This window comes from Microbacterium sediminis (assembly GCF_004564075.1).
GTDB lineage: Bacteria > Actinomycetota > Actinomycetes > Actinomycetales > Microbacteriaceae > Microbacterium > Microbacterium sediminis.
In genome coordinates this window covers 711,752-726,596 of the sequence record NZ_CP038256.1, presented here as the reverse complement: position 1 = coordinate 726,596, position 14,845 = coordinate 711,752, and the positions used below count along the sequence as shown (strand labels likewise).

The window sequence follows — 14,845 nt, the reverse complement described above, 5'->3', positions numbered from 1 at the left end:
GCTGATCGCAGCGGGCGCAGATGAAGCGACCAGCGCAACCGGACCGTGGGCCGCCGCCATGGGGCGTAACACGTCGGCGCGCGGGCGCCCGCGCACGGCAGAATGGGGCGGATGGACTGGCAGATCTCCGAGGACACCGTGCCGTCCGAGCTCGTCACCGAGGCGGACGCACGGTCGATGGTGGGCCGTCCCCCGGCGACGGGCGCCTGGCGGGAGGGCGATCCCGTCGGCGATCGCCGCTTCGCGTCGTTCGGCGAGCTCGTCACCGAGAGCGGCCGGCGACTGCCGTCGTTCCGCCTCTCGTACGAGACCTGGGGCGAGCTGAGCCCCGCCCGCGACAACGCGATCCTCATCCCCCACGCCCTCACCGGCGACAGCCACGTCGCCGGCCCCGCGGGACCCGGCCACCCCACCGCCGGCTGGTGGGACGACATCGTCGGGCCGGGGCTCGCGATCGACACGGATCGCTGGTTCGTCGTCGCACCGAACGTGCTGGGCGGCTGCCAGGGATCGACGGGACCGGCGAGCGTGCACCCCGACGGCGACCCGTGGGCCTCGCGGTTCCCGTACCTCACGATCCGCGACCAGGTCGAGGCGCAGCGGCGGCTGGCCGACCACCTCGGCATCGAGGTGTGGGCGGCCGTGATCGGCGGGTCCATGGGCGGCATGCACGCGCTGGAGTGGGGCGCGACGTTCCCTGATCGGCTCGAGCGGCTCGCCGTGATCTCGGCGCCGCCCCTGAACACCGCCGATCAGATCGCCCTGAACTCGGTGCAGCTGCAGGCGATCGAGATCGATCCGCGCTTCCGCGGCGGCGAGTACTACGACGCGCCCGACGGCGAGGGCCCGCACCGCGGCCTCGCCCTCGCCCGGCGCATGGCGCTGCTGAACTACCGCAGCCCCACCGAGCTCAACCAGCGCTTCCAGCGCTCCTGGCAGTCGGGGGTGAGCCCCCTCGGGCACGGCGGGCGGTTCGCGGTGGAGTCGTACCTCGACTTCCACGGCAACAAGTTCACGCGCCGCTTCGACGCCAACACCTACGTGCGCCTGGTCGAGGCGATGGACTCGCACGACGTGGGCCGCGACCGCGGCGGCGTGGAGGCCGCGCTCGCGCGCGTCACCGCCCGCACGCTCGTGCTCGGCGTCGACTCGGACCGGCTCTTCCCCATCGAGGGCCAGCACCGGATCGCCCGCGGCATCCCCCGCACGCTCGACGGCGACGAGGCCGTGGTGCTGCCGAGCGAGTTCGGCCACGACGGCTTCCTCATCGAGACCGCCGCCGTGGGCCGGCACCTGCGGCGCCTGCTCGCGTCCTGACTCAGTCCAGGTCGTCCGGCAGCAGGGTGCGGATCGCGTCCTCGCTCGGATCGGGCCCGTCGGCGGTCAGCGAGCCCGTGATCCGCAGGGCCTGGGCGGCGGTGGCCGCCTCGAAGAGGTTGCGCGCCCAGCGGCCGTTGCCGAAGTCGCGCCGCCGCTCGGCGGGGATCAGCGCGCGCACCCGATCGGTCACGCCCGGCGCCAGCCGGAAGCCGGCGTGGCCAGCCTGGAGCTCGAAGATGCGCACGAGCTCGTCGGCGTCGTAGTCGGGGAAGGCGATGTGCGTGGGGAATCGCGAGGCCAGGCCGGGGTTGGAGTCCAGGAAGCGCCGCATCTCGTCGGGGTAGCCGGCGACCACGACGATCACGTCGTCGCGGTGATCCTCCATGAGCTTGAGCAGGGTCGAGATCGCCTCGGGGCCGGTGTCGCGCCCCGGGTCCTCGGGCGCCAGCGCGTAGGCCTCGTCGATGAACAGCACCCCGCCGAGCGCGCGGCGGAACGTCTCCTCCGTCTTGATCGCGGTGTGGCCGATCCACTTGGCCACCAGCCCCGCGCGGCTTGTCTCGACGAGGTGCCCCTTCTCGAGGTAGCCCAGCTGGGCGAAGATGCGCGCGATGAGCCGCGCGACGGTCGTCTTGGCGGTGCCGGGGCTGCCAGTGAACACCATGTGGCGGGCGCGCGGCGCGACGTCCATGCCGACCTCGCGGCGCAGCTCGGCGGCGCGCTGCTCGGCCACGAGCAGCGCCACCTGCTCCTTGACCTCGTCGAGTCCGATGAGCGCATCGAGCTCGGCCATCGGGTCGCCGATCTCGACCGGCGCCGCCGGGGCGAACCCCGCGCCCGGCGCGATCGGCTCGTCCTCGTCGTCGCCCTCGGCGGCCGCGTGGGGCCGCGGGACGGGGGCCGGCAGGCCCGACAGCCACGACACCACACGGTTCGGGGCGGCCACGGGTGTGGCGGCGAGCAGCTCGAGGGCCTCGCGCTCGGGAGGGGTCTGCAGCAGCCGGCGGGTCGTGCCCACGCAGATGCGGCCGATCGCCGCCTCGACGTACCAGGCGAGCCACGCCCACGCGCGCGCCGCGTCGATCTCGCCGCGCAGCACGTTCTCGCGCCGCCAGGCCGAGCTCTCGCGCCACCACGCGTCTCGCTCGAAGCCGTCGGAGAGCTCGGCGCGGATCCGGTCGATGCGGGCCACGCGATCGGCACCGAGGGCGAGGGCGATCTCCGATCGCCCGGCGAGCGGGCCGAGATCGTCGATCACCGCGATCGTGGCGATCACCCGATCCGCGTCGATCCAGTCGGCGCCGGCCGTGAGCCGCTCGTGCACGGCGTCGAAGCCCTGCACCGCCCACGCGAGGTCGCTCACCGGTCCGCCCAGCTCCGGCAGCAGGGCCCGGTAGTCCGGCCCGGCCAGCTCGCCCCACAGCCGCTCGATCGCGAACGGCGTCTCGCGCTCGTGCCGCCGCAGCAGGCTGCGGTCGCCGCGCACGTGATCGAAGAGCGTCACGAGCGCGTCGCCGCGCTGGCGCAGCATCGGCACCTCGCGGTAGATCGCGATGATCTCGCGCGTCTGCTCCAGGGCCGCGACGCGCCACGACCGGTTGCCCGAGAACGCCGTGTGCCGGAAGAAGGCGAGGGGCCAGCACAGGCTCTCCCACCGGTACAGGCGCGGGCTGTCGGCCGAGACGCGGGCCTCGGGGTTATCGGGGTCGAGCCACGGCTGCGCGAGCTCGAGCCCCAGATCCGGGTTCGTCCCCGCCCAGATCGGCGCCGCGCTCGGCAGCATCCGCCACGTCAGCCAGACGGGCCACGCCGCGGCGGGCGCATCGCGGCGGTACATCGCGTGCATCTCGCGCGCGCCGGCCGTCAGGCCCGTCCGGGCCGCCTCGGCCATGACGTCGGCGATGCGGGCCTCGGTGCGCCGCCACCAGCCCTCCGGCATCGCCCACGGGTGGGATCCGTACACGTCGAGATACGGATGCAGGCCGCGAATCGGCTCGTAGGGCGCGGGGAGCTCCGTCATCACCGCGAGTCTACGGCGCGCGGCCCGCTCGCCGGGGCGCGTCCGAGGTCAGGCCGCGACGCGCACCGCGCGGCGATCGACCGCCAGCGACGCCACGGCGATCACCGCGCCCGCGGCCGCCAGCACGGCGCCCGCCCACGCAGGCGCGACGTAGCCGAAGCCGGCCGCGATCACGGCACCGCCGACGGCGGCGCCCACGCTGTTGCCGATGTTCAGCGCCGAGTGGTTCAGCGCGCCCGCGAGCGCCTGGTGCTCGTGCGCCACGTCGAACAGGCGCAGCTGGATGGCGGGGTTGATCAGCTGGGCGATGAGGCCGAACACGAACAGCGCCGCGATGAGCGCGACGCTCCAGCTCGACAGGACCGCCACCACCACGGAGACCAGCGACATGCCCGCCAGGCCGACGAGGAGCGTGCGGGTGACGCTGGCGTCGGCCAGGCGCCCGCCGAAGAGGTTGCCGACGACCATCCCCAGGCCCAGGGCCATGAGCGCGAACGGCACGAGCCACTCGGGCGCGCCGGCCGCCTCCGTCACGAGCGTGGCGACGTAGCTGTAGATCGCGAAGAACGCGCCGAAGCCGATGGCGCCGATCCCGATCGCGAACCACACCTGCGGGATGAGGAACACGCGCAGCTCGTGCCGGAAGGTGCGGCCGGGATCGCCCGGCTGCGCCGGCAGGAACCGCCCGCACATCACGAGCGCGGCCGCGAACACGAGCGCGACCACGATGTACGCGGCGCGCCATCCGACCGCCTGGCCGAGGAACGTGCCGGCCGGCACGCCCACCACGTTGGCGACCGTGAGGCCGGTCATCATGAGCGACACGGCCCGGCCCCGCTTGGCGGGCCCGAGCAGCTCGCTGGCGACGAGGGCGCCCATGCCGAAGTACGCCCCGTGCGGCACGCCCGAGAGGAAGCGCGAGATCGCAACGAGCTCGAAGGTCGGGGCGATCACGGTGAGGCCGTTGAACACGAGGAGGGCGGCGACGAGCACCAGCACCACGCGGTGGCGCGGGAAGCGCGAGGCGAAGCCCGCGATCGTGGGCGCGCCGATCACGACGCCCAGCGCGTAGAGGCTGATCAGCATGCCGGCGCGCGCGATCGCCTCCTCCGTGTCGGAGGCGTAGAGCGCGGGCAGCAGGTCCGAGGCGATCCCGGGCAGCAGGCCCATGGACACGAACTCGGTCATGCCGATGCCGAATGCACCGATGGCGAGGGAGAGGAGCGCCATCGTCGCCGCACCCCTCGACTCAGAAGTCGAGGTGGTCACCAGAGAAGTCTACGGAGTCATTCGGCCTCGAGCGCGCGCTCGAGGCGCTCCACCTTGCCGTCGATCTCGCCGGTGCGGCCGGGGCGGATGTCGGCCTTGAGCACGAGCGAGACGCGCGAGCCGAACGGCATCACGGCCTCGGTGGCGCGGCGCACCACATCCATGACCTCGTCCCACTCCCCCTCGACCTCGGTGAACATGCTCGAGGTGCGGTTGGGCAGGCCCGACTCGCGCACCACGCGCACGGCCGCGGCGACGGCGTCGTGTACCGAGCCGTCGGGGTTCTCGGCGCCGCCGGAGGGCGCGCCGCTGGGGGCGACGGAGAAGGCGATGAGCATGAGCCGAGGCTACCGCGCGCGGCGCCGCGCGGCCATGGCGCGGGTGCGATCAGGCGCGCTCGGCCGCGGCGCGCCGCGGGTCCGCCCGCCGCCGCGGGGCCGCCCCTCGTGCCCCGGCCGGCACGCGCGCCAGGCGCACGATCGCCCATGCCAGCAGCGCCACGAGGCAGACGTTGCGGGCGGTGAGCACGGCGATGCCGAGCGGCGACACGGCCAGCACCGATCCGTACAGGATCGGGTACACCAGGTGCGTGAGCGCCGCGCACGCGAGCCCCCCGATCGCGAGCGGCCAGGCCCGGCGCCGGTCCCACAGGAGCCACAGCACGAGCGGGGCGATGAGCCAGGCGTGGAACTGCGGCGAGCCCACCTTGTTGCACACGATCATCGCGAGGGTCAGCGCGAGCGCCGCGGGCGGGACGAGCCGCGCGGCCGCGGCGCCGCGGCGCGCCTTCCACGCCGCGACGCCGAGGATCGCGACCGCGGCGAGCGCGAGCAGCGGGTTCATCAGCGCGGCGATCGCGTCGGCGCCCGGGCCGGCGACCTGGAAGGTGAGGATCGTGCGGTCGTAGTACGGGTACCAGCCGTCGAGGCCCGCGACCGCTCCCCACAGGTACGGCGTGGCCGCCGGCGCCTCGATCTGCAGGCCGCGGCCCTGCTGCGTCGCGACGAAGCCGAGCAGGTGGCGCGCCCCGCCGGCGATCGCCACGGCGCCCACCAGCACGCCGGTGAGCACGAGCGCCCCGGCGACGACCCCGGTGGCGCGGCGCCGCGCGCGCCACCACGACGCCACGGCGACCGATCCCAGCAGCGCGGCCGGCCACACCTTGATCCAGGTCGCGGCGGCCAGCAGCGCGCCGGCGACCGACGGGCGCCCCGCGAGCCACAGCACGCCCGCGACCGCCAGCGGCACCGTGACGGCGTCGATGCGGTACATCCCGATCGGCCCGAGCAGCAGCGCGTAGCCGAGCCAGAACGCGGCGGCGATCACGCGCGGGCGCGAGCGCGCCCGGCCCACGAGCAGCCAGAACGCCACCGCGTCGCACGCCGTCACGAGCACCGCCCAGCCGATCGCATACGGCCCGAGGAAGCCGAGCGCCTGCGTGAGGAGCATGGGGGCGAGGGCGAGGATCGGGTACACCCAGGGCTCGGTGATGCCGACGATCCGCTCCCCGGCGAGCGCCCGATCCGACCAGGGCTCGTAGACGAGGTAGACGTCGCCCATCGGCTGGTTGGGCAGCGCCCATCCCAGCCACGCCACGAGGGCGTGCACCGCCGCGAACGCGAGCCACAGCGCGATCCGCGCCGCGCGCGGGCTACGCACGCGCGACCGCCCGCTCGAAGGCGGCGGGCAGATGATCGGCCACGTCGAGCGCGGTGATCGGCCGGCCCGGGGCCCCGCCCTCGACGCCGGCGGCGAGGCGCGCGGCGGTGCCGTGCAGCCAGGCGGCCGTCGCCGCGAGCGGTCCGAGCGCCTCGACATCGAGTGCGCCGCCCGATCGCCGCGCGCCGGCCGAGGCGACCGCCACGAGCGCGCCGAGGGCGCCCGCGAGCACGTCGCCGGTGCCGGCGGTGGCCAGCCACGGCGTGCCCGTGCGCACGACGGTCCACCAGCCGCCGGGGGTGGCCACGATCGTGTCGGCGCCCTTGAGCAGCACCGCGCCGCCGAGGGCGACCGCCGTCTCGCGCACCACGAGCAGGCGCTCGGCGAAGCCCGCCCGCAGGCGGCGCTCGAGGGGATCGCCGTCCAGATCGTCGATCCCCAAGCCGAGCGGGATGCGCACGTCGGCGAGCTCGGCGTCGTGCGGCGTGACGACCACGGGCGCGCGCACGTCGGTGACGAGGTCGAGCGCGCCCGCGTCGATCACGGCCGGGAGGTCGCTGTGCAGGATCCCGCGGAAGCGGGCGGTGACGTCGTCGTCGCGGTCGCGGCCGGAGATGCCCGATCCCAGCACGACGGCGTCCGCGCGCTCGCCCGCGTTCACAAGGGTCTCGGGCCGGCGCTGCACCACGAGCCGCGCCACGTCGGGATCGCCGGTCCAGCGCACCATGCCCACGCCGGCGCGCCAGGCGCCCTCCACCGTGAGCGCCGCGGCTCCGGGATACGTGGGCGATCCGGTCTCGAGCAGCACGACGCCCCGGGAATACTTGTGGTCGGCGGAGGTTGGCACACGGAGGACCTGTGCGGCGTCGGCGGGACCCCACCCGAACATCTCGTCGTCCGGCCGCGCGTATCCCCCTGGCATGCCGCCAGATTACGACGTGCCGCTCCCGACACGTCGCCGCACGACCCGGAAGGACCCGCATGTCCCTGCTGTTCAGCCCGCTCACGATCCGCGACGTCGAGTTCCGCAATCGCCTCTGGGTGGCGCCGATGTGCATGTACAGCGCCGAAGACGGCGTGGTGAACGACTGGCACCACGTGCACCTGGCGCAGTTCGCATCGGGCGGCGCGGGCCTGGTGATCGCGGAGGCGACGGCGGTCGTGCCGGAGGGGCGGATCTCGCCGCGCGACGCCGGGATCTGGAACGACGCGCAGCGCGACGCCTGGCGGCCGATCGTGGAGTCGATCCACGCCCGCGGCGGCCGCGCCGGCATCCAGCTCGGCCACGCCGGCCGCAAGGCCTCGACGTGGTGGCCGTTCGCCCCGGGCTCGAGCACCGAGCACCGCGGATCCGTCCCCCTCGATGACGGCGGCTGGGTCGCCGAGGCGCCCTCGGCGATCGCGTATGAGGGCTACGCCGAGCCGGTCGAGCTCACCGGCGAGCGCATCGCCGAGATCGTCGCCGCCTTCGCCTCGGCCGCGCGCCGGGCGATCGACGCGGGCTTCGACGCCGTCGAGATCCACGCGGCCCACGGCTACCTGCTGCACCAGTTCCTCTCGCCGCTGTCGAACCAGCGCACCGACGCGTACGGCGGCTCGCTCGAGAACCGCGCGCGCCTCACCCTCGACGTGGTGCGCGCGGTGCGCGCCGAGGTCGGCGAGGGCGTGCCCGTGCTCGTGCGCTTCTCGGCCCAGGACTCCGCCCCGGGCGGCCTCGTCGTCGACGACGTCGCGACCGTGGCGCGGTGGGCCCAGGAGGCGGGCGCCGACTTCTTCGACGTCTCGTCGAGCGGGCTCGTCGCCCATCAGCGCATCGACGTCCACCCCGGCTACCAGGTGCCCTTCGCCGCCCGCATCCGCGAGGTGACCGGTGCCCCGGTCGGCGCGGTCGGGATCATCACTACGGGCGCACAGGCCGAGCAGGTGCTCGCCGACGGCGCCGCCGACGTGGTGCTCGCGGCCCGCGAGTGGCTGCGCGACCCGCACTTCGGCCTGCGCGCCGCGACCGAGCTCGGCGAGCTCCCCCGCGGCCTCTGGCCCGACCAGTACCTCCGCGCCTACCGCGCCCCCAAGGCCTGACGCGGCTTCGGCCCGAGCTCTCGACTCCGCTCCGCTCCGCTCGAGCCGTCTCCGCTCGCTTCGCTCGGTCGACGAGCCGTGCGGGGTTGCGGCTCGTCGGAGCGGATGCGCCGGCGCCTCCTCATCCGCCCCACGGGTTCACACTGGCCCCACCGATCCGACCACGCGCGCCGCACCTCCGACGACCGCGCGCGGAGCCGGCCGCACGCGACCCAGGCTCGTCGACCGGAGTGAGCGAAGCGAACGAAGCGGAGACGGGTCGAGCGCAGCCGCGCAGCGGCGGAGTCGAGACCAACGCCACCGACCCCGCGGCCGCGACTCGCTTCACTCGTTCGACGACCGCGCGAGATGACGGCTCGTCAGCCGGAACGGATCGAGCATGCGAAGCGCGCCGAGACCGAGGCGTCGGGCCCCGGCTCGGCGCGCTCCGAGTCGCGACCACCCTGTTCAGCAGCTCACCGCACGCGGTATCCAGGGCGCACCGGCGGAGCGATGACCCCCTCGGGGATGGGGCAGTCGTACGGCGTGACCGCCAGGGTGGCGCGATGCTCGGCCTGCGCCGCCTCGAGGAGGTCCGGATCGGTGAGAAGGTCGTAGGCGACGGCGCCGATGGCGGTGGCGCAGTAGACCATGCCCTTGTGGGCGGCGGCGGTCTTGCCCTGAGCGACCATCTGCCACGAGTGACCCGGCGTGCCCAGTACCGCCGTGGCACCGGCGATCTGCACCGTGGGAACGACCCAGCTCACATCGCCGACGTCCGTGGACCCCGTCATCTGCGGGCGGTGCACCGGGTCGGGCTTCGGCGGCACGCCCAGGAAGTACGGCGAGTCGTCGTCGGCGCTCATTCCCATGGTCGTCTTCGTGTGTGTGACCGCGTCGGCGGGAACCGTGGTGAGCAGCTCGCGTCCGTACGCGAGGTCATCGTCGTCGTACGGCACGCCTCCCATCGCCTCGACCACGGCGTGGAGGTGACTCTCGAGCACCAGATTGGGAAGGATCTCCGCGCTCGCTCCGTCGAACTCGATCTCGACCTCGGTCTCGGTCATCATCGCCGCGCCGCGCGCGATCTTGCACACACGCTCGTAAAGCGCGCGCATGCCCGCCGTGGTCGCCGATCGGACGAGGTAGTACAGCTCGGCCGTCGGCTGCACCACGTTCGGCGACGCACCGCCCGCGTCCACGAACGCATAGTGCACACGATCGGTGTCGTCCATGTGCTCGCGGAGGAAGTTGACGCCGACGTTCATGAGTTCGGCGGCGTCGAGCGCACTCCGTCCGTGCTGCGGGTTGGCTCCGGCGTGCGCCGCGACACCGCGAAAGCGGAAGTAAGCCTGGGTGTAGGCCAGCGACTTCCACTGCGCGGTCGCGACGCCCGCTCCGGGGTGCCAGCTCACGGCCGCATCGACGTCCTCGAACGCACCGCCCGCCACCATGAAGGACTTCCCGGCCGCGCCCTCCTCGGCGGGGCAGCCGTAATAGCGCACGGTGCCGGCCCTGCCCTCCCGCTCGAGCGTCTTGGCGAGCGCCACCGCGGCGAGCAGGGAGCCCGCGCCGAGCAGGTTGTGGCCACAACCGTGTCCGTTGCCCGAGGTGTTCCCCGGTGCGGGCTGACGGACCGTCGAGCCGTTCTCCTGGCTGAGACCCGCGAGCGCATCGAATTCTCCGAGCACGGCGATCACCGGCCCGCCCTGTCCCCACTCCGCGGTGAACGCGGTGGGAATGCCGGCCACGTTCGTGGTGATCCTGCCGCCGTGGCGTTCCGCGACGGCGATCTGCTTGGCGACCGAGGCGTGCTCCTCCCAGCGCAGCTCCGGCTCATCCCAGATGGCGTCGGAGAGGGCGACGAACTCCGGGGCGAGTTCGGCGACGGACGGCGTGAGGGTCTCGCTCGAGATGCGCAGGGTTGTGTCGGTCATGCGATGTGCTCCTTCGGGGTCGTTTCCTGTTCGTGTCCGGTTCGCGGGGTGCGTGGCAGCAGCAGCGCAACGCCGATCGTCAGGACTACCGAGATCGCCACGGCGAAGCCCGATAGGGCGGGAGCGATCAGCGGCAGCCCGAACACGGCAATGGCGCCGATGACGAGCGCGATGCCGAGCACTGTCCAGTTCGGGTTGGATGTCACCATTTGCACGATGACGGCGCCCATGATCGCCGGCAGCACGTATGCCTGGATCACTGCGACCAAATCGGCAGGGATCAGTGAGACGAGCAGCGTCCCGAAGATCCCGACGAGCACGAGGAGCGAGACCAGGTGGGTCGTCGCTGCGCCGCAGATCGCGAGAACGGCCGCGAGCTGGCCCTTACGCGTGCCGGGCTTCGCCCCGACGGCGGACTGCGCCACGATGGCCGCCGGGAGGAGCTTGTTCGAGATGTTGCCGATCATGAACGCCTGGTACATCGACGCCGGACCCAGGATCGGGTAGTACGACAGCGGCTCGATGACCCAGATGGTCCCGAATGTCACCGCGATCACGGCCACGCCGCCGACCACCCAGCCGGGCGGCACCCCGAGCAGGATGGCGACGATGGCGGGGCCCACGATCATGATGACGAGGGCGGAGAGCATGGTGAGCGCTCCCCAGCGCGAGGTGGTGCGATCGAACGCGCTCCATGCGAGGTCGGGCGGCGCAGCCGCCACGCGATCACGGGCCGGCTTGGTGAGGAAAGACATGCGCGGTCTCCTGTTCTGCGGCCGGCTCAGGCGCCGACGCCGAGCGTGGTCAAGACGACGGCGGCCACGAGGCCGGCGATGAGGGCGATTCCGAGGGCCCATTCCCGGAGCCAGGCGAGGCCCGCTCGGCGAGCGAGGAGCATGAGCACCGCCATCACGAGGGCGCTGGTCAGCGCGACGAGCGTCGGCGCGAGTCCGGCCGCCACCTGCTGGATGCCGAAGGCGCCGAAGGCGCCGAACATCGCCGCGGCGGTGACGATGCCCATCACGGCGGCGCCACCCTTCCTCGAGGACTCGAGGCGGGTCTGGCTGCGCTTGAGCACCGGGGTGAGGATGAGCGTCACCACCATCCACCCGGCACCGCCGATCCCCATCGCGAGGAGCGCGGCCGCGAAGACGCGCTGCGTCCAGCCGTCGCCGCCCATCTCCGCGCCGACGCTGCCGGCGACGAGGCCGGCGCTGGTGAGTTCGTATGGGGCTGATCCGATGAGTCCGATCCGCACGAGCACTCCCGGCGTGCCGAGCACTCCGATCAGCGTCATCGCGATGAGACACACGGCGAGCGATGGACCGATGGAGGCGATGGCGCCGGCGCGGAAGGCGCGGGTCACCTCGCCGCTCGTCATCTCGGCGGCGGGGGCAGCCGCGCGTGCGGCTCGTACGTAGATGACGGTCTGGATGCCGATGACGGCGAACACCGCGACGGCCGATACCCAGAGGACGGGGTGCATTGCGGCACCGAGGACGTTAAGCGATTGGGGATCCACAGCAGCTCCTTGACGTCTCCGCGCGCACGCGGGTAGTCGGATCCCACTCTGTCCTGATGCCTGAGAGTGTCGCGCCTGTAGGCACGTTCCCCTTCGGCGGCCCGCCACGCGGACGCTCTCCAGAGTTCCCGAGCGGCAGAGTCCTTGTGCCTGAGAGATTGCGGGTGCTTGCCCCTTCGGCGCTCGCCGGAGCGAGACTCTCCCCTGCCACTCATCGGGTCCGCACCGGATGGCCGACGCGGAGTCGTTCTGTATCGACGGGGCAATGCTGTCGAGGTGCGGTTACATGACCGTGTCCGCCCGTGTCGGTCGCGTTGCGATACGTGAACATTCCCGTCGCAGGGCGGTTTCGCCGAGGTTTCGGGCCACGGGACACGCCTGACAGTCGGCGCCGCGTCAGCGCCCGCTCTCGACTCCGCTTCGCTCCGCTCGAGCCGTCTCCGCTCGCTTCGCTCGGTCGACGAGCCGTGCGGGGTTGCGGCTCGTCGACCGGAGTGAGCGAAGCGAACGAAGCGGAGACGGGTCGAGCTCAGCCGCGAAGCGGCGGAGTCGAGACCAAGGCCACCATGCCGGCTCGTCGGCCGGAACGGGTCGAGCACGCGAAGCGCGCCGAGACCGAGGCGCGGGGCCCCGGGCTCGGCGCGCTCGGTGTCAGCGGCGGCGAGCGCGCTCGGTCGCGTCGTGGACCTCGCCGACGAGCTCCTCGATGATGTCCTCCAGGAACAGCACCGCGGTGGTCTCGCCGCGATCGTTGCGCACGCGGGCCAGGTGGCGGCCGGCGCGACGCATGATCGCGAGGGCGTCCTCGAGATCGGTCGTCTCCTGCACCGGCACCATGTGGTGGATGCGCTTCTGCGGGATCGGCACGCGCACCTTCTCGTCGGCGTCGTCCCCTTCGGCCGCGCGCAGCACGTCCTTGAGGTGGACGTAGCCGACCGGCTCGCCCTCGTCGTCGACGATCACGTAGCGGGAGTAGCCGTGCTTGGCCACGGCCGCCTCGATCTGCTCGGGCGTGGTGTCCTCGCGGAGGGTGACGATCCGATCGAGCGGCACGGCGATGTCGATCGCGTCCTTGTCGGTGAACTCCACCACGGCCGCGACCGTGCCGGCCGCGTCGTCCAGCACGCCCTCGCGGCGCGACTGGCTCACGATCGTGGCCACCTCGTCGAGCGTGAAGGTCGAGTTCGCCTCGTCCTTCGGCTCCACGCGGAACAGCCGCAGCACGGCATTGGCGAGCCAGTTGAGCACGAAGATCACGGGGTGGAAGACCTTCGAGACCCACACCAGCGGCGTCGCGAGGAGCAGCACCGCGCGGTCGGGGATCGAGAAGGCGATGTTCTTCGCCACCATCTCGCCGAACACCACGTGCAGGTACGACACGAACAGCAGCGCGATGACGAACGCCACCGTGTCGACGATCGCCTCCGACCAGCCTGTGAGCCCCAGCGGCGCCGCCAGCAGGTGGTGGATCGCCGGCTCCGAGACGTTCAGGATCAGCAGCGAGCAGATCGTGATGCCCAGCTGCGAGGTCGCGAGCATGAGCGTGGCGTGCTCCATGGCGTACAGCGCGGTGCGCGCGGCGCGGTTGCCCTTCTCGGCGAGCGGCTCGATCTGCGAGCGGCGGGCCGAGATGACGGCGAACTCCGCGCCGACGAAGAAGGCGTTGGCCAGCAGCAGCACGACCAGCCAGACGAGTCCTGCCCAGTCGTTCATCGCTGCGCCCCTTCCTCGAGCTCGGCGCCCTGCGGCAGCGGGTCGGGCGTGAAGCGCACGCGATCCACGCGGCGCCCGTCCATGCGCTCCACGGTCAGGGTGCCTTCCTCCACGCGCACGGTGTCGCCGACGGCGGGGATGCGCTCGAGCACGCTCATGATGTAGCCGCCGACGGTGTCGTAGGCGTCGTCCTCGGGCACCTCGACGGCGGCGCGATCGCGCAGCTCGTCGGGGCGCAGCTGGCCGGGGAAGGTGAGCGAGTCGCGGTGGCGCACGACGCCGGCCAGGCGGCGGTCGTGCTCGTCCGACACCTCGCCGACGATCTCCTCCACGAGGTCCTCGAGCGTGACCACGCCCGCCGTGCCGCCGTACTCGTCCACGACGACGGCCATCTGGTAGCCGCGGGCGCGCAGCTCGGCGATGAGGGCGTCGAGGTGCACGGTCTCGGGCACGCGCAGCGGCTCGGTCGACAGCGCGCCCGCCGGCACCTCGGCGCGCTTGTGCCGCGGCACGCCGACGGCCGCCTTGAGGTGCACGATGCCCTGGATGTCATCGAGCGAGTCGCCGTACACCGGGAACCGGCTGTGGCCGGTCTGGCGGGCGAGCTGGACGACGTCCTCGGCCGAGTCGCCCGCGGCGATCGCGTGCATGCGGGGCCGGGGGGTCATCACGTCCGACGCGTTCAGGCGCGAGAAGGTCAGGCTCCGGTCGAGCAGGCTCGCGGTGTCCTCCTCGAGCACGCCGGCCGTGGCCGAGCGGCGCACGAGCGACGACAGCTCCTCGGCCGTGCGGGCGCCCGACAGCTCCTCCTTGGGCTCGATGCCCATCGAGCGCAGCACCGCGTTGGCCGAGCCGTTCAGCAGCGCGACCACGGGCCGGAACACGGCCGTGAAGGCGATCTGGAACGGCGCGACGAGCTTCGCGGTGGCCAGCGGCAGCGCGAGCGCGAAGTTCTTGGGCACGAGCTCGCCGAGGATCATCGACAGGATCGTCGCGATCGCCATGGCGACCACCGTCGCGATCGGCACGCTCACCTCGGTCGGCACGCCCGCCGCGTCGAACAGCGGCGCCATGAGGCGCGAGAACGCCGGCTCGAGGGTGTAACCGGTCAGCAGCGTCGTGAGCGTGATGCCCAGCTGTGCGCTGGAGAGGTGCGTCGAGGTGTGGCGCAGCGCGCGGATCGTCAGGACGAGCTTCGGCCCGCCGCGTTCCTGCCTGGCCTCCAGCTCGGCACGATCGAGGTTGACCAGGGCGAACTCACTGGCCACGAAGAGGCCGGTGCCCACTGTCAGAAGGAGCCCCACCCCCATCAGGATCCAGTCGCTCACGACAGATCACCTCCGCGTG

12 protein-coding genes and 2 riboswitches are annotated in these 14,845 nt (G+C 72.9%); of the genes, 2 read left to right on the top strand and 10 right to left on the bottom strand.

Features of this window, described 5'->3' with window-relative positions; all coding sequences use genetic code 11:
- Positions 1-111 precede the first annotated feature (111 nt).
- Positions 112-1,317, top strand: coding sequence for a homoserine O-acetyltransferase MetX (metX, locus tag E3O41_RS03490; protein ID WP_067025494.1), 1,206 nt, complete (start codon positions 112-114; stop codon positions 1,315-1,317).
- Between the two features lies 1 nt (position 1,318).
- Here the strand turns inward: metX and E3O41_RS03485 are convergent, their stop codons facing one another.
- Genes E3O41_RS03485 through E3O41_RS03465 form a run of 5 tightly spaced genes read right to left on the bottom strand, consistent with a single transcriptional unit; the run spans position 1,319 to position 7,190 of the window.
- On the bottom strand, positions 1,319-3,340 hold the full coding sequence (locus E3O41_RS03485; protein ID WP_067025491.1) for an AAA family ATPase: 2,022 nt from the start codon (positions 3,338-3,340) through the stop codon (positions 1,319-1,321).
- A gap of 48 nt (positions 3,341-3,388) precedes the next feature.
- Positions 3,389-4,609, bottom strand: a complete 1,221-nt coding sequence (locus tag E3O41_RS03480; RefSeq protein ID WP_338060475.1) for an MFS transporter — start codon at positions 4,607-4,609, stop codon at positions 3,389-3,391.
- Between the two features lie 17 nt (positions 4,610-4,626).
- Complete coding sequence (locus E3O41_RS03475) at positions 4,627-4,947, bottom strand: thiamine-binding protein (RefSeq protein WP_067025485.1); 321 nt, start codon at positions 4,945-4,947, stop codon at positions 4,627-4,629.
- 49 nt (positions 4,948-4,996) lie between these two features.
- Complete coding sequence (locus tag E3O41_RS03470) at positions 4,997-6,268, bottom strand: glycosyltransferase 87 family protein (RefSeq protein WP_067025482.1); 1,272 nt, start codon at positions 6,266-6,268, stop codon at positions 4,997-4,999.
- Positions 6,261-7,190 (bottom strand): ADP-dependent NAD(P)H-hydrate dehydratase, encoded by a 930-nt coding sequence (locus tag E3O41_RS03465; RefSeq protein ID WP_240482327.1) that lies wholly within the window; start codon positions 7,188-7,190, stop codon positions 6,261-6,263. Before E3O41_RS03465 ends, E3O41_RS03470 begins: the two co-directional genes overlap by 8 nt.
- 59 nt (positions 7,191-7,249) lie before the next feature.
- On the opposite strand from E3O41_RS03465, the gene E3O41_RS03460 reads away from it, so the two are divergent.
- Positions 7,250-8,347, top strand: a complete 1,098-nt coding sequence (locus E3O41_RS03460) for an NADH:flavin oxidoreductase/NADH oxidase (protein ID WP_067025476.1) — start codon at positions 7,250-7,252, stop codon at positions 8,345-8,347.
- 455 nt (positions 8,348-8,802) lie between these two features.
- On the opposite strand, the gene E3O41_RS03455 is transcribed toward E3O41_RS03460, so the two are convergent.
- From E3O41_RS03455 to E3O41_RS03435, 5 genes are all read right to left on the bottom strand, one after another.
- Complete coding sequence (locus E3O41_RS03455) at positions 8,803-10,263, bottom strand: amidohydrolase (protein WP_083990887.1); 1,461 nt, start codon at positions 10,261-10,263, stop codon at positions 8,803-8,805.
- Positions 10,260-10,913, bottom strand: a complete 654-nt coding sequence (locus E3O41_RS03450) for a hypothetical protein (RefSeq protein ID WP_244927266.1) — start codon at positions 10,911-10,913, stop codon at positions 10,260-10,262. Before E3O41_RS03450 ends, E3O41_RS03455 begins: the two co-directional genes overlap by 4 nt.
- Before the next feature lie 131 nt (positions 10,914-11,044).
- On the bottom strand, positions 11,045-11,749 hold the full coding sequence (locus E3O41_RS03445; RefSeq protein ID WP_083990886.1) for a DUF5058 family protein: 705 nt from the start codon (positions 11,747-11,749) through the stop codon (positions 11,045-11,047).
- Positions 11,750-11,830: 81 nt separating this feature from the next.
- Positions 11,831-11,911: riboswitch (glycine riboswitch) on the bottom strand.
- 2 nt (positions 11,912-11,913) lie between these two features.
- Positions 11,914-12,000, bottom strand: a riboswitch (glycine riboswitch).
- Positions 12,001-12,436: 436 nt separating this feature from the next.
- Positions 12,437-13,498 carry a hemolysin family protein gene (locus E3O41_RS03440; RefSeq protein ID WP_067025471.1) on the bottom strand — a complete coding sequence of 354 codons (1,062 nt, stop codon included), beginning with the start codon at positions 13,496-13,498 and terminating at the stop codon, positions 12,437-12,439.
- Positions 13,495-14,808: a hemolysin family protein gene (locus E3O41_RS03435; protein ID WP_067025987.1), complete on the bottom strand. Its 1,314-nt coding sequence runs from the start codon at positions 14,806-14,808 to the stop codon at positions 13,495-13,497. Before E3O41_RS03435 ends, E3O41_RS03440 begins: the two co-directional genes overlap by 4 nt.
- Between the last annotated feature and the right edge of the window lie 37 nt (positions 14,809-14,845).